Origin of the sequence: Gracilibacillus kekensis (assembly GCF_900143085.1) — a bacterium.
GTDB lineage: Bacteria > Bacillota > Bacilli > Bacillales > Amphibacillaceae > Gracilibacillus > Gracilibacillus kekensis.
Genome location: NZ_FRCZ01000003.1, coordinates 81,057 through 102,614, shown reverse-complemented (window position 1 = coordinate 102,614; position 21,558 = coordinate 81,057). Strand labels below are relative to the sequence as shown.

At 35.9% G+C, this 21,558-nt stretch carries 18 protein-coding genes; 1 reads left to right on the top strand and 17 read right to left on the bottom strand.

Annotation, left to right across the window (positions count from 1 at the left end; genetic code table 11):
• The 11 genes from coaE to BUC25_RS08295 all read right to left on the bottom strand — a co-directional run bounded on the left by coaE (position 1) and on the right by BUC25_RS08295 (position 13,362).
• The gene (gene coaE, locus BUC25_RS08345; protein WP_280174048.1) at positions 1-606 is read right to left on the bottom strand and encodes a dephospho-CoA kinase; all 606 of its coding nucleotides are present in this window, start codon (positions 604-606) and stop codon (positions 1-3) included.
• A 196-nt stretch (positions 607-802) separates the two neighbouring features.
• Positions 803-1,393 (bottom strand): sporulation membrane protein YtaF, encoded by a 591-nt coding sequence (ytaF, locus tag BUC25_RS08340; RefSeq protein WP_073201423.1) that lies wholly within the window; start codon positions 1,391-1,393, stop codon positions 803-805.
• A 69-nt stretch (positions 1,394-1,462) separates the two neighbouring features.
• Complete coding sequence (gene mutM / locus BUC25_RS08335) at positions 1,463-2,290, bottom strand: DNA-formamidopyrimidine glycosylase (protein ID WP_073201422.1); 828 nt, start codon at positions 2,288-2,290, stop codon at positions 1,463-1,465.
• Between the two features lie 18 nt (positions 2,291-2,308).
• Complete coding sequence (polA, locus tag BUC25_RS08330) at positions 2,309-4,945, bottom strand: DNA polymerase I (RefSeq protein WP_073201421.1); 2,637 nt, start codon at positions 4,943-4,945, stop codon at positions 2,309-2,311.
• A gap of 378 nt (positions 4,946-5,323) precedes the next feature.
• Positions 5,324-6,256 carry a protease modulator HflC gene (hflC, locus tag BUC25_RS08325; RefSeq protein WP_073201420.1) on the bottom strand — a complete coding sequence of 311 codons (933 nt, stop codon included), beginning with the start codon at positions 6,254-6,256 and terminating at the stop codon, positions 5,324-5,326.
• Positions 6,240-7,235, bottom strand: a complete 996-nt coding sequence (gene hflK, locus BUC25_RS08320; protein WP_073201419.1) for an FtsH protease activity modulator HflK — start codon at positions 7,233-7,235, stop codon at positions 6,240-6,242. The genes hflC and hflK overlap by 17 nt, the downstream gene beginning before the upstream one ends.
• Before the next feature lie 129 nt (positions 7,236-7,364).
• Complete coding sequence (gene pnpS / locus BUC25_RS08315; protein ID WP_073201418.1) at positions 7,365-8,744, bottom strand: two-component system histidine kinase PnpS; 1,380 nt, start codon at positions 8,742-8,744, stop codon at positions 7,365-7,367.
• A gap of 1 nt (position 8,745) precedes the next feature.
• The gene (locus BUC25_RS08310; protein ID WP_073201417.1) at positions 8,746-9,441 is read right to left on the bottom strand and encodes a response regulator transcription factor; all 696 of its coding nucleotides are present in this window, start codon (positions 9,439-9,441) and stop codon (positions 8,746-8,748) included.
• 834 nt (positions 9,442-10,275) lie between these two features.
• A complete protein-coding gene (gene icd, locus BUC25_RS08305; RefSeq protein ID WP_073201416.1) occupies positions 10,276-11,541 on the bottom strand; it encodes an NADP-dependent isocitrate dehydrogenase in 1,266 nt (421 codons plus the stop codon).
• 57 nt (positions 11,542-11,598) lie between these two features.
• Complete coding sequence (gene citZ, locus BUC25_RS08300) at positions 11,599-12,714, bottom strand: citrate synthase (protein ID WP_073201415.1); 1,116 nt, start codon at positions 12,712-12,714, stop codon at positions 11,599-11,601.
• Positions 12,715-12,891: 177 nt separating this feature from the next.
• Complete coding sequence (locus BUC25_RS08295) at positions 12,892-13,362, bottom strand: DUF441 domain-containing protein (RefSeq protein ID WP_073201414.1); 471 nt, start codon at positions 13,360-13,362, stop codon at positions 12,892-12,894.
• Positions 13,363-13,532: 170 nt separating this feature from the next.
• Here BUC25_RS08295 and ytvI point away from each other — a divergent pair, with 170 nt between their 5' ends.
• Positions 13,533-14,657, top strand: coding sequence for a sporulation integral membrane protein YtvI (gene ytvI / locus BUC25_RS08290; RefSeq protein WP_073201413.1), 1,125 nt, complete (start codon positions 13,533-13,535; stop codon positions 14,655-14,657).
• Here the strand turns inward: ytvI and BUC25_RS08285 are convergent.
• The 6 genes from BUC25_RS08285 to BUC25_RS08260 form a co-directional block, all read right to left on the bottom strand.
• A complete protein-coding gene (locus tag BUC25_RS08285) occupies positions 14,638-15,030 on the bottom strand; it encodes an FxsA family protein (RefSeq protein WP_073201412.1) in 393 nt (130 codons plus the stop codon). The genes ytvI and BUC25_RS08285 overlap by 20 nt on opposite strands.
• Positions 15,031-15,338: 308 nt before the next feature.
• Entirely contained in the window at positions 15,339-17,099 is a 1,761-nt protein-coding gene (gene pyk, locus BUC25_RS08280) for a pyruvate kinase (RefSeq protein WP_073201411.1), read from the bottom strand.
• A gap of 61 nt (positions 17,100-17,160) precedes the next feature.
• Positions 17,161-18,120 carry a 6-phosphofructokinase gene (pfkA, locus tag BUC25_RS08275; RefSeq protein ID WP_073201410.1) on the bottom strand — a complete coding sequence of 320 codons (960 nt, stop codon included), beginning with the start codon at positions 18,118-18,120 and terminating at the stop codon, positions 17,161-17,163.
• 916 nt (positions 18,121-19,036) lie between these two features.
• Positions 19,037-20,002, bottom strand: coding sequence for an acetyl-CoA carboxylase carboxyl transferase subunit alpha (accA, locus tag BUC25_RS08270; RefSeq protein ID WP_073201409.1), 966 nt, complete (start codon positions 20,000-20,002; stop codon positions 19,037-19,039).
• Positions 19,980-20,858: an acetyl-CoA carboxylase, carboxyltransferase subunit beta gene (gene accD / locus BUC25_RS08265; protein ID WP_073201408.1), complete on the bottom strand. Its 879-nt coding sequence runs from the start codon at positions 20,856-20,858 to the stop codon at positions 19,980-19,982. The genes accA and accD overlap by 23 nt, the downstream gene beginning before the upstream one ends.
• Positions 20,859-20,911: 53 nt before the next feature.
• Positions 20,912-21,475 (bottom strand): FadR/GntR family transcriptional regulator, encoded by a 564-nt coding sequence (locus tag BUC25_RS08260; protein ID WP_073201407.1) that lies wholly within the window; start codon positions 21,473-21,475, stop codon positions 20,912-20,914.
• Between the last annotated feature and the right edge of the window lie 83 nt (positions 21,476-21,558).

Genomic DNA, 21,558 nt, shown 5'->3' with positions numbered 1-21,558 from the left:
TTATACTTTTGAAATTAATTTCCATTTCTTTATAAGTGAATCTAATTGTTCTCTTGAACTTGCAATCGTTCCACTGTTATCGATTACAGCATCTGCTTTGGCACACTTCTTATCAATATCCATTTGCGCATCCATCCGGTTTTGTGCTTCTTTTTCACTGAATTGATTACGTTCCATTAAGCGTTTCAGTTGAATCTTCTCCGTTGTATAAACAACGATGGTTTTGTCGACAAGATATGTAAGTTCATTTTCAAACAAAAGGGGTATATCTAATACTATTAACTCATGTCCCAGTTGAATAAACTTTTGCTTTTTCTGTTCCATTCTTTCCCTAACAGCTGGATGAACAATTGCATTTAATTGTTCTCTTTTTGTTTTATCTTCGAAAATTATTTCTCCTAAACGTTTACGATTGAGTGTACCATCCTCCAAGAGTATATCTTCACCAAAAGTTTCTACTATTCTTTGCAAAGCTTTTTCTCCAGGCTCCACTACTTCTCTGGCAATCATATCGGCATCGATAACAGGAATCGAGTATTCCTCTTGAATCATACTACTGATTGTTGATTTACCGGTTGCTATATTGCCAGTTAGTCCTATAATCAATATTAACACCTCTTTTACTACATTGGTTGTCCGATATTTTAAAAAAGAAATAGTAACAAAAAAACAAAACAAAATTATCATGAAGTTTCGACCACTTTCCTCACTTCTTAAATCATGTTCCGTTTTAGAAGTGAGGTTATTATGAAGATTACATCTTGATAAAGTGAACAGGCAGTCTTTTTAAAAGTTCAGTAAATTATACGATAACCATTTTCCAAATCCCTATAATAATAAGTAAAAAGCCTGGTAAAATGGAAACTTTTTTAATGCCACTGATATTAGCAAAAGTTTTCCCCACATATACTCCAATTATGAGAAATAAGGAAGTTATAGCCATCACAAGTAAAGAAGTAATAAAAGGTGACGCCCCTAACATCGATACACCTATGCCTGCACCAAATGAGTCTAAAGACAGGGCAATACCTATTAAAAACGGCTCAATTCCATTAATTTTACCTGAATGATCGATATCTGCTTCCATTGGTTTTTTTAGAATTTTAATTAAAAAAGGTATTTTTTGCTTCTTTTTTTTCTTTTCCACTAGAGTGGTTAACAAAATGACACCAACCATAGCCAAGATAAATCCACCAACCATCTCAGCGGATTGAATAGAGACAATCGACGATAATACATCGCCGATCAACATCGAAATTCCAAAAACCGCTCCAACCGTTATTGATATCTTTAGCATTTCACTCCATGGTAACGTTAATCCTCTTAAACCATAAGTAAATGCTATCAAAAAACTATCAATACTAATTGCAATTATAATTATGGCTAACATCATTTGCTCTCATTACTCCTTCACACAACTATTTTCTGTATTATATGGAGTAATGGGCAAAATTGTGATGCACTAGAGTGGTTGACAAGTCGGACAGTAGTGTGTACCTCTCCCATTCACTTTGATTTTCATGATAATATCTTTGCACTGATTACATTCTTTATCATTTTGAGCATATACATTTAGTTGCTGTTGAAACATACCAATTTGCCCTTGAGAGTTCACATAAGACCTTATTGTCGTTCCACCTTGCTTTACGGCATCCTTAAGAGTGACGATGGCAGCCTCTAGAATATGAAGGACCTGTTCATTCGTTAAATGGAAACCTTTTGTTAATGGGTGAACACCTGCTAAAAATAACGTTTCATCCACATAAATATTTCCTAGTCCAGCAATAACTGATTGATCCAATAATATATTCTTAATATTACGCTCACTTTTCTGTACTTTTTCCTGAAAGGTACGAAGTGAAAAATCAGCTTCTAAAGGGTCTTTTGCTAACAAAAGAAGTGGCTTTTTAGATGTTTCTGTTCCCTTTTCTTGCAAATGCATTGTACCAAATTTACGAACATCTCTGTAACGTAAATCATGACCATCTGTGAATTGAAAAACAACATGAGTATGGGGCAGTAACTCTTCATCATTCGGAAAAACACCGTACTTTCCTTCCATACGTAAGTGTGATACCAATACATGCTGATCTAAATCAAATAATAAAAATTTGCCTTTTCTTCTTATATCGTGAATCGTTTGTGTTTTTATCAAATCAGTAAATTCATGGTGATCGTCCGGTTCCTGAATAATTTTAGGCCAAAATATATCGACTGATTTTATCGTCTTACCAATTACTAATTGCTTTAACGTTTGTCTAATTGTTTCTACTTCTGGTAATTCCGGCATCTATAAAACCCCTACTTTTTATTTTGCATCATACCACGTTTCACCATGTTCAACATCAACTTTCAATGGCACACTTAACTCAATAGCATGTTCCATTACATCGACAACTAATTTTGAGATAGCTTCTAATTCTTCCTCAGGTACTTCTAAAATCAACTCATCGTGCACTTGTAGTAGTAACGTTGCTTGGTATTTTTCTCTTTTTAATTGGTAATCCAATTCAATCATAGCTAATTTTATAATATCTGCTGCACTACCTTGGATTGGCGTGTTCATTGCAGTTCTTTCAGCAAAACTTCGCTGGTTAAAGTTACGGCTGGTGATCTCTGGCAAATACCGTCTACGATTCATAATCGTGGTTACATAGCCATTTTGTTTTGCTTCTTGAACAATTTCTTTCATGTATTCCTGAACTCCAGGGTAACTATCCAAATAACGACTAATAAAGGTCTTTGCTTCTTTTCTCGTAATACCTAAACTTTGGGAAAGTCCATAATCGCTGATCCCATAAACGATGCCAAAGTTTACCGCTTTTGCTTGACGTCTCATATTGGAAGTTACATCTTCTTCTTTCACATGAAAAACATCCATTGCCGTTTGTGTATGAATATCTTTATCCTCTTTAAATGCCATTTGCAGCTTTTCATCTTTTGCGATATGTGCTAATACTCGTAATTCAATTTGAGAATAATCAGCCGCAATCATTTTCCAACCTTTTTTAGAAGGTATGAATGCTTGTCTTATTTTTCTTCCTTCTTCAATACGAATCGGAATATTTTGCAAATTAGGATCAATCGAGCTTAACCTTCCTGTTTGCGTCAATGCTTGATTAAAACGAGTATGAATTTTACTACTATCTTTATGAATTACTTTCAGTAAACCGGCAACATAAGTTGAATCTAACTTTTTTAACTGTCGATATAATAACAGCTTATCAATGATATCATGTTTCCCTTGCAGTTGTTCCAATACATCCGCAGCGGTTGAATAACCTGTCTTTGTTTTTTTAACGACCGGTAACTCTAATTTTTCAAATAAGATTGGTCCTAATTGTTTCGGTGAATTGATATTAAATGTTTCACCTGCCAAATCATAAATCTCTTTTTCTAGCGTGTCTAGTCGTTCTTTCAGCTCCTCACCCATATCTTTCAGACGTTGCACATCGACTTTGACACCTGTTGCTTCCATTTCGCCAAGTACTAAAGCAAGAGGCAATTCTAAATCCATTAATAAGGATAACTGCTTATTTTCTTTTAGAGCTTTTTCCATTTGCTCTTTTAACAGATAAATCATATTGGTTTTACGAACAATATGTTCTTGCCATTGGTTTTCTTCCATGGGTAACCCTTTTTTTGCTCCTTTACCGTACACTTCTTCATCAAATAAAATATTCTTTTCATTGAATCGATGACTAATAGCTGGTACATCATGGTTATTCTCAGATGGGTTAATTAAATAAGATGCTAACAAAATATCGAATGAAATCCCTTTAATCGCAATCGATAAACGGTTTAGTAAAACAGTGATTTTTTTGGCATCAAATACGTACTTTTTCTGCTCGTCATCCTCTGCCCATTTTTTAAAAACTTTGGATTCCTTTATGACATTTAAAGGAACAAAGTATTTTCCTTTTTTATTAACAATGGAGGCACCAATCATTTCTTCTGTATGATAACTTTCATTTAATATCTCGATTTCAAATGCTTCAATACCAGTAAATAGATCCTCGGTCACATTTGATATTACTTGAAACTCCATTTCTTCTAATGCTTGTACTTCTTCGCTTTCCTCTTCTTCACCATCGATTCGGTTTAATAAGGAATTGAAGCCTAATTCTTTAAAGAAGTCTTTTACAGTCTTTTCTTGATATCCATGGTATTTCGTATCGTCCGTCGTAATTTTAATTGGTGACTGTTGATTAATAGTAACCAGTTGTTTACTCATAAAAGCTTCTTCTTTGTTATTTTCTAATTTTTCTTTCAGTTTTCCCGTTACTTCATCTAATTGATCATAAAGGTTTTCAACAGTGTCGAATTGTTTTAATAGTTTGACTGCTGTCTTTTGACCCACACCTGGTACTCCAGGAATATTATCAGACTTGTCTCCCATTAATGCTTTAAGATCAAGTATTTGTTCTGCCGTTACTTCCATATCTTCTTTTAGCGTTTCAGGGGTGTACGTCATAACCTCACTAATTCCTTTTTTTGTTAAGCGCACATCGACTTTGTCTGATACAAGTTGCAGTAAATCTTTATCTCCTGAAATCACTTTGACCTCGAAATCTTTATCTTTTGCTTGATTGGCGATGGTGCCAATAATATCATCTGCTTCATAATTCGGTAACTGGTAATGTTTAATCGCTAATGCATCTAATAATTCGCGCAAAATCGGAAACTGTTCACTTAACTCAGATGGTGTTTTTTCTCTTCCGCCTTTATACTCTTTGTATGTTTCATGACGAAATGTTGTTTTCCCTGCATCAAAGGCCACAAGGATATGGCTTGGCTGCTCTTCTTCCAAAATTCTTAATAGCATCGTAGTAAAACCATAGACAGCATTGGTATATACACCTTTATCATTATTTAATAAAGGCAATGCAAAAAAAGCACGATACGCAATGCTATTCCCGTCTATCAATACTAACTTGTTTGTCATATTACCGATCTCCTTTTCGATTCCATCCATTGCATATATTTTACCATGTTTGTTAGCTATAAGAAAAGCACAGAGCGAGCGCACGTTTAGAAACGTAGCGATTTTCGACATCAACTGAGATAAAGGAATCACTGACTTACACAGGAAGTGTTGACATCTGTGTTGCCTACAGGACTTAGGCAAGCTTAATCTATGATGACTTTCACCTAAAGGCATAAGTGCGAAGCCTCTGGTTTCACCAATCGGCAAGTCTTCTTTATCGTAAGGCGATACGTGAAGTCTCCTAGTTTCTGGGTACTCAGAGTTAGACATGACATTGCTTATAAACGCTTTATTTATAAAGAAAGTCAGGCGACACTAATTCGCCTGACTCTTTTATTATTCGTAATATCCTAATAAGATATCCGCATAGGGTGAACCTTGCGGGATAATGATCGTTGTTTCACCGTCAACTGTTTCTTTGTAAGATTCTAAAGTTCGGTACAACTGATAAAAGTCAGGGTCTTGTTCAAAAGCGACATTATACATTTCTGCTGCTTCTAATTCTCCCTCAGCACGAATTTCTTCTGCTTCTGCATTCGCTTTCGAGAGCATCTCCGTTACATCACGATCCGCTTTAGCGGTAATCCTACTTTTTTCAGCTTCCCCTTGAGATAAATATTGTTGTGCTTGAGATTCACGTTCAGAAATCATTCGATTGAAAACGGATTGTTCGTTTTCTTGAGGTAGGTCTGTTCTTTTAATACGAACATCATCGACTCGTATACCATAATTATCCCTTTCTAATAATGTATTAACACGGTCGGTCACTCGTTCATTTAAGTCACCTCTCGTACTACCTTCATCATTAATGATTTCATCATAATCCATCGCACCTAGTTCTGAACGAATTACAGAAAAAATAAACTCACCCATTCGTGATTCAGCACCCAGTTCGGTACGAGCATTTGCGATCATTGAAGCTGGATCTGTTATTTCCCATATTGCATAATTATCAATAATCATACGTTTCTTATCTAACGTGTTAATTTCACGTTCCATCACATCATAGACTAACTTTTTCTTAGGCAGCGTCGTAATAGATTGTAATAGAGGAACCCTGAAATTCAATCCTGGGTTATCTTCAATACGTACCACTTCCCCAAATTGACGAACTACTTTGTATTCTCCTTCCTTTACTACAAACATACTACTGAAAAATACTATAATTAAAACGATCGTTATAAGAATCACAATACCCATTTTAACCATTCTGCGGATTTCCTTGGGTGTCATTTTTTTCATTTCATATACATTATTGTTCTCTGTCATTGTTTTCAACCTCCTCTTCATCAGAATTTTCGTCTTCAGATGAATCTGTTGCTGGAGGTAATGCCTGAGCAGAACCATTCTGACCTAAAGGTAAATACTTCAACGTATTTCCATCATCATTCATAATATAAATGTTTGCTTCAGGTAAGACTTGATCAAGCGTTTCAAGTACTAATCGTTGTCTCGTGATCTCAGGACTGTCTTGATATGCATCATATAAAGCATTAAATGCGGAGACATTACCACGTGCTATTTCGATACGCTCAATTTTGTCACCTTCAGCTCGTGAAATAATCGCATCCTTCTCCCCTAATGCTTCTTCATATATTTCATTACGATATTTATCTGCTTCATTTTTCTTTGTATTCATCGTTTCCCGGGCATCGGTTACTTTCATAAAAGCCTGACGCACTTCCTCGTTTGGTAAATCTACTTCTTGTAATTTTACATCTTGAATCGCTATTCCTACTTCATAATCTTCCATAAGACTTACTAATAAATCCAATACTTCATTTTCAATTTCTGCTTTCCCATCTGTTAAAGCGTCGTCAATAGTAGAAGAGCCAATAATACTTCTAAGTGAAGCCGATGTGGCATTATAAAGAACTTGCTTTGGGTCATTTGAATTAAATAAATACTTACTAGGTTCAATAATTTTCCATTGAACTACCAAATCCGCTTGTAGAATATTTTCATCTCCAGTAATCATACGAACTACATCAGCACTTTGTTCTTTCTCTGGATCATAACCAAAATTTAAACTAAATGTTTCTTTTGATAAGGTTTCCACAGTTTGGATAGGCCATGGTAGTTTAAAGTGCAGACCTGGTTCTGTTGTTCCTTCTTCCGCTTCTCCAAAAGTAATTAATACTGCTTGTTCTGATTCATCAACGGTATACCAACTCGTTGCGACAAACAAACCTAAGACAACTACAGCTACAATGATACCTATCCAGCTGTAGATTTGCTTCAATGTCATCTCATTTCCCCCTTTTTATTACTTTACACCTATGCAAATGTACCATATATACTCTTATTACGTAATAACTATTCAATAAGTTTCATGAACAAATGAAAAAATGGCGAAAGAGATCTTTAGAGATTTCTTTCACCATTTTTTCGGTATTTTAACTGTAAAGCAAGATCCTTTTCCTTCTTCACTGGTCACGCTGATATTACCTTGGTGTGCTTCGACAATATGTTTTACTATTGCTAGACCAAGTCCCGTCCCACCTGTGTTTCGACTCCTAGCTCGATCGACCCGGTAAAACCGCTCAAATATACGTTGTGTCGCTTCTTTTGGAATACCAATACCCGTGTCCTCTACTTGTATTTCAATTTTATTATTTAATTCTTTTATTCTTAAAAATACAGTTCCTTTTGAACCTGTATAATTTATGGCATTATACATTAAATTTAATAGTACTTGTTGTAACCGATCCGGGTCTCCATGTAAATGAATATTAGGTTGAATTTCCTGAATGAATTGTAACGACTTTTCTTGTGTCTGCTGTTCAATTAAAGTTAAGCTATTTTTTAACCATTCATCAACATTGATTAATTTAGTATTCAGTTTCATTTCTTCTTTTTCTATTTTCGATAGCTCTAATAAATCATGGACTAGTGATTGTAATCTAGTACTTTCCTTTAAGATAATCGTTAGAAACTGCTTCCTAACTTCTTCATCTGGTGATTCGTCGTCTAACAATGTTTCTGCAAAACCGCGTATCGATGTTATCGGTGTTTTTAACTCATGCGATACGTTTGCGACAAAATCTTTTCGCATCTCTTCGACTCGCTTCAAGTCCGTAATATCATGAAAAACAAGCACAGCGCCTTTTAAATCTTTCACATCATTAATCACTGGTGCTCCAACAACTTCGATGTAATGTTTTTCTTTTTTTATGGTTTTTACAATATTTCCATTCATCTTTTCTTCATATAGAAAAGTTTCCTGTACCACCTTATGTATCGTTGTATCTTCAAGCACATCATAATATAAATAACCTATATAATCGACAGACTTTTTCCCAAACATTCCAATAAATTTACGGTTAATTAGGTGTACGTAACCCCGCTCATCAATTAACATTAAGCCGCTTTCCATATTATTCAGGACTGTCTTCCATTGACTCCCTTGCATCTTTTCTTGGATCGTCATTTCTTGAAGATTGCGTGCTAAGACATTAATTGCGTTACTTAATTGCTGTGCTTCCCCATATGGTTTTACATATGTACGAGCATTATAATTACCTTTAACTAATTCATTTGTTACATTAATGGAAGCTCTGATCGGACGCACATAGTTTTCAAACATATGATAAATTAAAACTAATAAAATAATAAATCCGATTATTAAAGAAACTAGTACAAAAAATTGCTCCTCATCCGCTGTTAAAGGAAGAATAACAAAGCCAATTAAAATAAATACCGATGCAATCATCAATATGTAGCGATAAAACAGATTTACTCTTTTTTTGGCGTCCATCTTAGTAAGGCTCCTCCATTTTATATCCCAGACCTCTAATTGTCTTGATATAAACCGGATGTTTGGTATCTGGTTCAATTTTTTCTCGTAAATGACTAACATGTACATCAACTATTCTAGTATCCCCTACGAAATCATAATTCCATACAGCACTTAACAACTGATCACGTGATAAAACTTTTCCTTTATGTTTTGCAAGATAGTGCAACAGTTCAAATTCTTTCCGTGTGAAGCTAAGTGCATCCCCCTTGATGGTTGCTTCATATTGTTGGGGATAGATTAACAAATCTGAAATTTTAATAAACGGCTGATCATCATTATTTTCTCGAGTTTTTGAACGTCTTAATATTGCTTTTATCCTTGCGACCACTTCTTTAGGGCTAAAGGGTTTAGTTAAATAATCATCTGCTCCAAGCTCTAACCCTAAGACTTTGTCAAACTCATCGTCCTTAGCTGTTAACATTAATATTGGTGTATCTATTTGTTTTTGTCTTAACGCTTTACATACTTCTGTGCCTTCCATGCCCGGTAACATAAGGTCAAGAATAATAAGGTCGAATTCTCCGCTACTTGCTTTTTGCAAACCATCTATCCCATCAAAAGCAGTATCTGTTTTAAATCCGGATTTCTCAATATTGTACTGTAATAAGGTTACGATAGACTGTTCATCATCTACAATTAATACCTTCTCTTCCATCAAAGCACCCCATCTTTTATCTATATTAACTTTATCATACATGGACAAATAGATATTGTGAATAGATATATACTACAAATGCGCTTAAAATATGTAAAATTTTGTTTACATTCCTTTACCTTCCGTTAACAAAATGCTGAGCAGTAATTATTTGCTTGGTAGTAATAATGAGATGTCACGTGTAGTTTTTATTAGTGCGTAATATCAGGATACTACGAAATCGATGAAGTGGTAATTTTGAAATGTATTAATTACTAGATACCCGCTCCGGCTGCCCACTTCCCTTTCCGTGGGGTTTTCCATTCAGCTAACTTTTCCAAGCAAAAATCGCATGGAAAAGTGGATCTTCATGGAAAACAATCCCACAGGAGTAGAAGTGGCCGCCTCCGCTTAGTGGGACTCTACAACTATTGCAAATGCTAGCATTTGGGTTGTTACAAATATAAGTATATATTGCTAATAATAATAAGTAATTCTAGAAGCCATTTATGATCGATATGGAATAAAGCCTACATTTTTATTCTGATTTTAGTTGTAAAGCATTAACAAACGCAGGCGTCGGCTTCCACTCCTGCGGGATGTTTTTATCCGAAGATCCACTTTTTAAGTGCCCCTTGCTTAAAAAGTTAGCTGAGGAGAAAAACCCGCGGAAAGGGAAGTCGACAAGCCGGAGAGATTGCAAAGTACAAATAAACTCTCAAAATCACCTCCTAAGTTATATCGCATTTTCCTTCTAATACGCGCAAAAAATCCAAACGAATAATCGTTTGGATTTTTCTAATTATAGAATTATTTTACTTCTACTTTTTTGTAGACAATGAGGACTGATTTTGCTTAGTCCATATTTTTGATTAATTCATCAGCAAACTCTGAAGCTTTAACTTCTGTTGCGCCTTCCATTAAACGAGCAAAGTCATATGTTACAACTTTAGAACCAATTGTTTTATCCATTGATTTAAGGATTAATTCAGCCGCTTCTCTCCATCCAAGGTGTTCAAGCATTAGTACACCAGAAAGGATTACAGAAGATGGATTAACTTTATCAAGGCCTGCATATTTTGGTGCAGTACCATGTGTCGCTTCAAAAATCGCATGTCCAGATTCGTAGTTAATGTTAGCACCTGGAGCAATCCCGATACCACCAACTTGTGCAGCTAGGGCATCAGAAATATAATCACCATTTAAGTTCATTGTTGCTACTACATCAAACTCTTTTGGTCGAGTTAGAATTTGTTGTAAGAAGATATCTGCAATTGAATCTTTTACAATAATACGTCCAGCTGCTTCTGCTTCATCTTGTGCTTTGTTTGCAGCATCTTTACCATCTTTTTCAACAATGCGCTCCCATTCTGCCCAAGTAAATACTTTATCACCATATTCCTTCTCAGCAACTTCATAACCCCAGTTTTTGAAAGAACCTTCTGTGAATTTCATAATATTACCTTTGTGGACTAATGTTACACTTTTACGTCCTTCGTTAATTGCATAATCAATTGCAGCACGTACAAGACGAGTCGTACCTTCTTTAGAAACAGGTTTCACTCCTAGACCAGAAGTTTCTGGGAAACGAATATTTTCAACACCCATTTCATTTTGAAGAAAGTCGATTACTTTTTTCACTTCGTTTGAACCTTCTTGCCATTCGATACCTGCATAAATATCTTCTGTGTTCTCACGGAAGATTACCATGTCTGTATCTTCTGGACGTTTTACCGGTGATGGAACTCCATCAAACCAACGTACAGGACGAAGACATGCAAAAAGATCTAGCTTTTGACGTAATGCAACGTTCAAAGAACGAATACCTCCACCAATTGGTGTTGTTAGAGGTCCTTTAATTGCAATCTTGTTTTCGCGAATAACATCTAACGTTTCTTCTGGTAACCATTCACCAGTTTTGTCAAATGCTTTTTGACCTGCAAGAACTTCTTTCCATTCAATACCTTTTTCACCATTATATGCTTTCTCAACAGAAGCTTCTAATACTCGACTTGCTGCTGCCCAGATATCTGGGCCAATTCCATCACCTTCAATAAAAGGGATAATCGGTTTATTAGGTGTTTGTACAACACCGTTTTCTACTGTAATTTTTTCACCCATAATTCAAATTCCTCCTATAGTTCAATAATATTTATATCATTTTCATAAAGAAAATGGTTAACGTTTATCAATATCCACATACTTTTGCTTTTGTGGACCTACATATTCTGCACGAGGTCTTATCAAACGGTTGTTTTCATATTGTTCTAAAATATGTGCAATCCAACCTGAGAAACGACTCATCGCAAAAATTGGAGTATACAAGTCATGTTTAATCCCTAAACTATGGTACACGGAAGCAGAATAGAAATCAACATTTGCTGGTAACCCTTTTTCTTCTTTAATGAAATCTTCTATCTTCACCGACATTTCATACCATTTTTCCATTCCATGACGGGCGGTTAATTCTTTTGACATTTTCTTCAAATGCTTGGCACGCGGATCTCCACTTTTATACACGCGGTGACCCATACCCATTATTTTTTCTTTGTTTGCCATTTTCTTTTTTACATATGGAATTGCATTTTCCACTTCACCAATTTCATTTAACATCGACATAACTGCTTCATTTGCACCACCATGTAATGGCCCTTTAAGTGCACTAATAGCTGCAGTAATGCCAGAATACATATCAGATAATGTAGCAACACATACTCTGGAAGTGAACGTGGAGGCATTAAGCTCGTGATCCGCATGAAGCACTAACGCTTTATTAATAGCTTCTACTTCTAGATCACTAGGCTCTTCTGCATTTAACATGTATAAGAAATTAGCTGCATAACTTAATCCTTGCTTAGGCTGAACTACCTCTTTTCCATCCCGCACACGCGAATAGGAAGCAACAACGGCTGCTACTTTTGCTTGCAGTCGAATGGCTTTTCGTTGGTTTGCCTCTTCGCTCATATCATCTGCTTCAGAGTCATATAATCCTAATAAAGAAATAGCTGTTCTAAGAGCAGCCATTGGGTGAACACTATGTATATCATATGATTTAAAATGTTCGACAACTGCTTCTGGTATTGTCATATTTTCAAATAATTCTTTTTCAAAATCTGCTAATTCCTGTTTGTTTGGCAGCTTTTTGTTCCATAATAAGAAAACTACTTCTTCAAAGCTGGCATTTTCCGCTAGATCATCTATGGTGTACCCAACGTAAGTCAGTTGGTCGTCTATGATGGAACTTACCTTTGTTTCAGCTGCTACTACCCCTTCAAGTCCTTTCGTTGTTGACATAACATCCCTCTCCTTTTCTTATCCATATTGCTTTAGCTTAAAAGTTCAAAGTGATAAACACTTGTTGCTATTGAACATCCCCATGACTATTATAAACAAACAAAAAAAGATAGTAAATGAAAACGATTAAAATTCATCATATTAAATCGCTTATATTCATAGCTTGTACTATGTGGATTACTTAATAAATGGTATGGATTCTAATATTTTAATAATAACGTAAGCGATCCCAGCACCAATTAACGGTCCAACAGCAACACCTTTAAATACTACCACAGCGATTATTGTACCAAGGACTAATGCTGTTGTTATCTGCGGATCATCTGCTAGTAATGTGAGTCCATGTCTTGCAACAACTGCTACAAAGATTCCTGCAATAAGAGCTATCCAAGCGTGATAAGACTTCACACTTTGCAGCAAATCTTTAAAGCCAATTTCACCAGTAGCAATTGGGATCAATACTGCAACCGTTATAATGATAACTCCCCATCCAATTCCCTTGTCCTGGATATATGGAAAGAGTTTATCATCGATTTTCAACAATTTCATTCCAAATAAAATATAAACCGCAATCATTATTGCTTGGTTTTTTGCAATGTAACCTAAAAGAAATAAAATAAGTAAAAACACGGTTGAACTACTTATCATTATCTGTCCTCCAACATTAAATGAGACTTTTACCCACATACCCTCTTTAGTAAAATTTTATAACTAGAAGTATTATGGACGGTTACACCGTGATTAGATAACCAAACTTTATCTTACCACATTGTTGACGCTTTTTGAAAATATAAAAATGCGAGTAAGGGGATACTTATATGCCTAACAAACAAATGTTATTCAGAATAGCCTATCTATTACTGATCATTAATCTAACTGTTATTGGAATTTATTTGATTATTCAGTATTTATTCCCATTCTTTTTAGCATGTCTTTTTGCAACTTTGTTACTGCCTGTAATCCGCTTCATTCATTTTCATTTTAAAGTTCCATATGTATTAAGTTGCATTCTTGCCATTTTGAGCGCTATTTTGAGTACCACGTTACTGCTTTTGTTTGCTGGAGTAGAGTTATTACAGGGGGTTATCTATTTAACAAAATGGATACCTGACCATCTTCATTTTTTGGTTAGGGAAGTCACTGATAATTTCAACGAATGGATTCATCCAATTATTCAGAAGGTCAACCAATATATACACAATCTTCCTTCTGAACAACATACACTAATCGAGGAACAGTTAGGCGAAATTAGTATTAGTCTTGCTGATCAGGTCGCCTATCTTTTAGAACTACTATTAAATTGGATTGGAATCCAAATGGCGAATTTACCAGGATTAATGACCATTCTTATCTTTTCTTTTTTATGTACATTTTTTATATGCAAGGATTGGGATAATTTCTACCAGTATCTTTTGAAAACTGTGCCGATTTCATACATAAAGCTTACTTCAAATATTTCTCGTCAAATGAAAGAAAAGGTAATGAAATATATAAAAGCACAATTAATGCTTATTTTCATTACCTTCATCATTATTATAATCGGCTTGTCTCTCTTTCAAGTTAAACATGCTTTTACGATAGCTATTTTTTTAGCAATGGTGGATTTACTACCCATTTTAGGGACAGGTATTATATTTATACCATGGTCACTTTTTTTGTTTATGACAGGTGACACAACACTTGCTATCTGTTTATTTAGTTTATATTTGTTTGTGATTTTCTTAAGACAATTATTGGAACCTAAGTTTGTCGCTACCGCGATAGGTATCCATCCAATATTAACGATCCTTGCTATTTATTTAGGTTTTCAACTATTTGGAGTGAAAGGAATATGGCTTGGACCTGTAATTCTTTTTATTAGTAAAGCATGCAGCGAAGCAAAACTCTTTCATATTATTTGGCAATATATCAAATATGATAATGTTAACGCCGATAAACTCTGAACTTGCCATTTTCCACCCATTTACGTGCAATGTTTTGAAACATATTTTTAAATGGTCTTCTTGTTACTGGGACTAACAGAAGAAAACCGATCGCATCTGTAATAAATCCAGGTGTCAGTAATACAACCCCGCCAATTAAAATACAAATTCCATCAAATATATGTTCTTGTGGCGGATAGCCTTTCGCCATTGATTCTCTGGCATTATTAAGAGTTTCCAAGCCCTGTTGCTTCGCTAACCAGGCGCCAATTATCCCTGTTAGTATAATTAATAGGATAAGCCACCATGGTCCAATGTAGCCACCCGCCCAAACAAACAGGCCAATTTCCAATGCCGGAACGACTAAAATAAATAATAGTAACCACCGAAACATGGTTGTCCCCCTTTCTTACTGTAGCCCGTGACAGTTGACTACCCTTACGAAAGATGTTAAAGGTGATTCTCTTCACGGGATAAGTGCTGCTGTAGACGGGATAATCAGTTATCTTCACGGGAAATAATGCTTCCTTCACAGGATAAGTCTTTATATCCTGCCAAGCAAACTTAGTATTCCGTTAAGAGAAGGAGATATCCCGTTAAGAGCAGGTATTTTAAGTCAAGCATATTTTTTTATGTTAATTAAGCTAATTATTTAAAAAAGAGAAGAAGGCCAGGCTTCTTCTCTGATTTGTAACCATAACATTACAGGACGCTAGCGTGTCCAGCGTAAATATCACCTTTGGATGCATCAATGGTGATGTCTTGTCCGTCTGTAATTAATTCTAAGGCTCTTTCCACTCCAACAATTACTGGAATGCCAAGGCTAAGACCAACGACTGCTGCATGAGACGTTAAGCCGCCTTCTTCGGTAATAATACCACCCGCTTTTTCAATCGATGGCATCATATCTTTATCTGTTCCGTACGTAATGATAATATCATCTTGTTGTACCTTTAGCTTTGCTTCTTCAGCATCTTTAGCTATAATAGCACGTCCATAAGCACTACCTTTTCCAACGCCTTGACCTTTAGCTAGTACATCTCCAATCACATGGATTTTCATAAGATTGGTTGTACCACTTTCACCAACGGGAACACCGGCAGTGATAATCACTCGATCTCCGCGTTTAAAGTGATTTGTTTGCAATCCTCGTTCAATTGCTTCCTCCAATACATCATCCGTTGTATGAAGTAATGTGCCTACGATAGTTTCAACACCCCATACTAGTGCCAACCTTCTACTTACCTGCTCGTCAAAAGTTACTGCAATAATAGATGACTCTGGACGATATTTAGAAATCATGCGCGCTGTAAATCCACTTACGGTTGGAGTTAAGATCGCATCTACATTTAAATTCATCGCTGTATGATTTACAGATTGGCTAATACCATCAGTAATCGTCATATCAGATGCTTTCGAACGTAAATCCAACATTCCTTTATGATCAATTGCCGTTTCAGCTTTCTTCGCAATATTGCTCATTGTCTCAACTGCTTCGATTGGATAGTCCCCTGCAGCTGTTTCACCAGATAACATAATGGCATCTGTTCCGTCCAAAATAGCGTTCGCAACATCGGAAGCTTCGGCTCTTGTTGGACGAGGATTACGCTGCATCGAATCTAACATCTGTGTCGCGGTTATAACAGGCTTACCTGCATTATTACATTTGAAAATCATTTCCTTTTGTACAAGTGGTACGTCTTCTGGTGGAATTTCAACACCTAAATCTCCACGAGCAACCATTAATCCATCACTTACTTGTAAAATGGCATCAAGGTTATCCACACCTTCTTGGTTTTCAATCTTCGGAATGATTTGAATGTGTGTCGCATTATTTTCTTCTAATAAACCTCTAATTTCTAAAACATCGGATGCACGTCGAACAAAAGATGCAGCAATGAAATCTACACCTTGTTCAATTCCAAATTTAATATCTGCAGCATCTTTATCAGTAATACCTGGTAAATTGACACTTACATTAGGGACGTTAACACCTTTTTTATTTTTTAATAAACCCGAATTTAATGCTACGGTTTTTAACTCGTTCTTCTCTTTCAAAACATCTGTTACTTCTAATGCGATTAATCCATCATCTAATAGTAGCTTTGATCCAACATGCACATCATGAATTAATTGTGGGTATGTAACAGAAATGCGTTCTTCATTACCTTCAATATCATCCATGGAAACATACACGGTATTTCCTCTTTGGATATCTGCTTTACCATCTTTTAATGTACCTGTTCTAATCTCAGGTCCTTTTGTATCGAGTAAAATAGCTACGGTTTTTCCTAATTTCTTTGCTGCTTTACGAATATTCTCAATTCTTGCACCATGCTCATCAAAATCACCATGTGAAAAATTTAAACGGGCTACGTTCATGCCTGATTCGATTAATTGTTCCAGCTTTTCTTCTGACTCTGATGCTGGTCCAATTGTACAAACAATCTTAGTTCTTCTCATTTTACTTCCTCCTTTAGTCTTCTCTTATCTATTTCGACTAATTTACTGCATCATTTCTAAATTAAATAGAAAGTTGGTTCGCTAATTTATACATTCTCATATTTACGGCATGTTTTTCTGATAACACTTCAGAAATGTCATGGTCAACTACTACATTGTTTTGCACACCGACCACACGGCCACCGATGCCATCGATAAGCAAATCAACCGCTTTAGCTCCTAAACGGCTCGCTAATACGCGATCATATCCTGATGGCGACCCGCCACGTTGTATATGACCTAATACGGTAACACGTGTCTCCATTTTTGTTTCTTCTTCGATACGCTTTCCATACTCAACACCACTACCTACACCCTCGGCTAAAATAATGATACTGTGTTTTTTTCCACGTTCCTGACCACGTTTTAGTTTAGCTACTACACTTTCAAAACTCTCCGTTTGTTCCGGTATGATTACACTTTCTGCCCCATTGGCAAGTCCTGCCCATAAAGCTAAGTCACCCGCATCTCTTCCCATAACTTCAATAACATATGTACGCTCATGCGATGTAGCGGTATCACGAATTTTATCGACAGCATTCACGATGGTATTTAAAGCTGTATCAAAGCCTATCGTATAATCAGTTCCTGGAATATCATTGTCGATTGTGCCCGGCACACCAATACATGGGAAACCTTTTTGCGTTAATTTCTCTGCACCTCGAAATGACCCATCTCCACCTATGACAATGAGTCCTTCTATACCTATTTTCCTCATTTGTTCAATAGCTTTTTGTTGACCTTCATCTGTTTTGAATTCTACTGAACGTGCGGAATATAAAATTGTTCCACCTCTTTGGATAATGTCACCAACAGAGCCTAATTCCATTTTTTTAATATTACCTTCCATTAGTCCCTCATATCCGTTGTAAACTCCATAAACTTCTAATTCATGATAAATCGCTTTACGTACAACGGCACGAACTGCAGCATTCATACCTGGAGCATCTCCACCACTGGTTAATACACCAATTTTTTTCAAAATATCACCTCTTTAACAAAATAAATTGTCTTAAATCATTTTTCCCCATTATTTCTCTTTTTTAAACTAAAAGAATTCCAATTAAGATTATACATGAATTCAACACGAAACTCACCCCTAAACATTATAATTTTAGCTTATTTCGCTAATCTATGAAAGTTTTTCAAATTTTCATGTGAGTTTTTCGTTTATAATTGTCGAAATAAGGATGAAATTTACTGGAATAAGTTCCACCTTAAACTTCGATAAAAGCTATTATCCACTCAAAAACGAACTTAGCTAGAAACCTTGATTTACAAAAGAAAGACTATGCGACTTAATCCTTTGCTTCGAAAAATCCTTGAGAGCTGATAACTGCGTAACAATCGCTCCGGCTTGCCCACTTTCCTTTCCGTGGGGTTTTCCTTTCAGCTAACTTTTCCAAGCACAAACCGCATGGAAAAGTGGATCTTCAAGGAAAACGATCCCACAGGAGTGAAAGTGGCCGCCTACGCTGAATAATGCTCTACAAAAAGTACAAATTATAACATTTTGGCACTGGTACAATTATGAGTTTTTATTGGTAATAATGATAAATAACCATAAGACAAATTCATAGGCGATATGGAGTAAAGCCAACATTCTTATTCTTACCTTAGTTGTAGAATATAAAAAAGCGCAGGCGTCCGCTTCCACTCCTGCGGGAAGTTTTTATCCGAAGATCCACTTTTTAAGTGAACTTTGCTTAAAAAGTTAGCTGAGGAGAAAAACTCGCGGAAAGGGAAGCGGACAAGCCGGAGCGGTTGTTTAGCATATATAAAATCTCATAATCATCTCAAAGTTAGGTCACACATACCCTCATGCAAAAAACCAAACGATTCGAATCGTTTGGTTTTTTTTAGAATTGTCTATTACCTCTGTTATTATATCTTATAAATTATACTTCTATTAATGTTTCAACTTCGCCTATTTTTTTATATTTTTCAAAGCGATGTTCTAATAGTGATGTATTATCAAGTCCTTCCAACTCTTGTAAGGACTCATCCAAGACAGTGCTAATACTTAATGCTTGAGTTACGTGGTCGCGATGTGCGCCTCCTAGGGGTTCTGAAATAACTTGATCAATAATACCTAATTCTTTAAGATCTGGAGCTGTTATTTTTAGTGATTTGGCAGCTCTTTCGGCTTGGCTGGAGTCTTTCCAGAGTAATGCAGCAGCACCTTCTGGGGAAATAACCGAATACGTAGAGTTTTCTAACATATGAATACGATCACCTACACCTAAGGCAAGTGCTCCACCACTTCCTCCCTCACCAATTACAATACAGATTATCGGGACTGTTAATCCTGCCATTTCCATTAAATTACGAGCAATAGCTTCACTTTGACCACGTTCTTCTGCCGCTCTTCCTGGATAGGCTCCTTTTGTATCAATAAAAGTTATAATAGGTCGATTAAATTTTTCAGCTTGTTTCATATGTCTTAAGGCTTTTCGGTATCCTTCAGGATGAGGACTCCCAAAATTACGCTTAATATTTTCTTTCGTGTTTTTTCCTCGTTGTTGCCCAATTACGGTTACAGGCTTGCCTTTATACTTAGCAATCCCTGCTACAATTGCCTCATCATCCCCATATAACCGGTCACCATGAAACTCAATAAAATTAGTGAATAACTGTTCAATATAGTCTAATGATGTAGGTCTTTCTGAATGGCGAGCAATCTGAACACGATCCCAAGGTTTTAACTTTCCATAGATATCATTTTCCAATCGTGCTAGCCGTTCTTCCATTTTACTTATTTCAGCTGACAAATCAATATCACTGTCTCTTGTCATTTTTTTTAATTCTTCAATCTTCTCTCTTAATTCTATAACCGGTTTTTCAAACTCGAGTACTTGTTTCATTTGCTTCACCTCCAACCTGATGGATATCAAGTATCATGCCTAATGTATCACGCATCTCTTGTCTTTCTATCACTTTATCCACTTGTCCATGCTTAAGTTGAAATTCTGCTGTTTGAAAATCTTTAGGTAACTTTTCGCGGATCGTTTGCTCGATAATTCTGCGACCCGCAAACCCTATTAATGCACCAGGTTCTGCAAAATTATAATCTCCAATAGAAGCAAAACTAGCAGAAACACCACCAGTTGTAGGATTTGTCATAACGGAAATAAATAAGCCGTTTTCCGCGTGCAACCTTTGAATCGCGATAGAGGTTTTTGCCATTTGCATCAGACTCAATACACCTTCTTGCATCCGTGCTCCTCCTGATGCGGTGAATATAATTATCGGCATTTTCTCAATCCGCGCCTGTTCAATTGCTCTTGTTATTTTCTCTCCGACTACCGAACCCATACTACCCATTCGGAATCTAGCATCCATTATGGCTATTGCTGTTCTAATATCGTGAATTTTTCCCTCACCTGTTACAACTGCTTCATTCAAGCCAGTCTTTTCTCTATCTTTTTCTATTTTTTCTTCGTATTGAGGAAAGTTTAACGGGTTTTGTGATAACAGATCTTTATCCCACTCTTGAAAACTACCTTCATCAAATAAACAATTGATTCGGTCATAGGCAGAAATCTGATGATGATGACCACATTCTGGACAAACATTTAAGTTTTTTTGTAATTCTTTTTGATAAAATATTTTTTGGCAACCGCCACATTTTTGCATCAAGCCTTCAGGTATATCTCTTTTTGCATTTTCTCCTGGAATTGATGCATATTTTTTCTTTTTTCCAAACAAATCTTTCAACAAGGAAGATTCCTCCTTCATCAGTCCACTATCAATGTATTCCTCTTGTGAATCTCTTATTCTTGTGGTTTTTTATATTTTTCAATAATATCTTCATAATAATCAGGTGAAACCTTTAGTTCCATATTTGCCTGAAAGTCTTGCATTAATCGCCACATCTTAAACAATAGTTGATTACCGTTAGCCTCAAACAAGCCGGAAAAAAAATAATGATGCTTTTCTTCCTTTGTTAAGGATAAATCATCAACTAATGCTTCTAATTGTTTTAGCGTGTGATCAGGGATTGATTCCTCTGATAGTACATGTTGCTCTAAAACCTTCTGAGCTTCTTGTAATTCATTCTTTGTTCGTGAATCTTGCAAAACAAAAGAAGCTAATACCTCCACTGCATGATATGTCTGATAGTTACGCAAAAAAGTACCTTCACCTTGGCGTGTTTCAATTATACCTAGTAATTCAATTGCTCTTAACGCTTCTCTAACAGATGATCTTGCTGCATCAAACTGAATTGACAGTTGTCTTTCAGAAGGCAATTTATCACCAGGAACATAACCATCCTCTTTGATAAGTCGCTGAATTTCCATTAATACAAGCTGATACACCTTTTTCCGCTCAGACATTTATTTCCTCCTGTACTTCTCCACTAAGTGGTCTGACCAATCAACTATTTTATTATATCAGATCATTATATGATGTAAAGTGG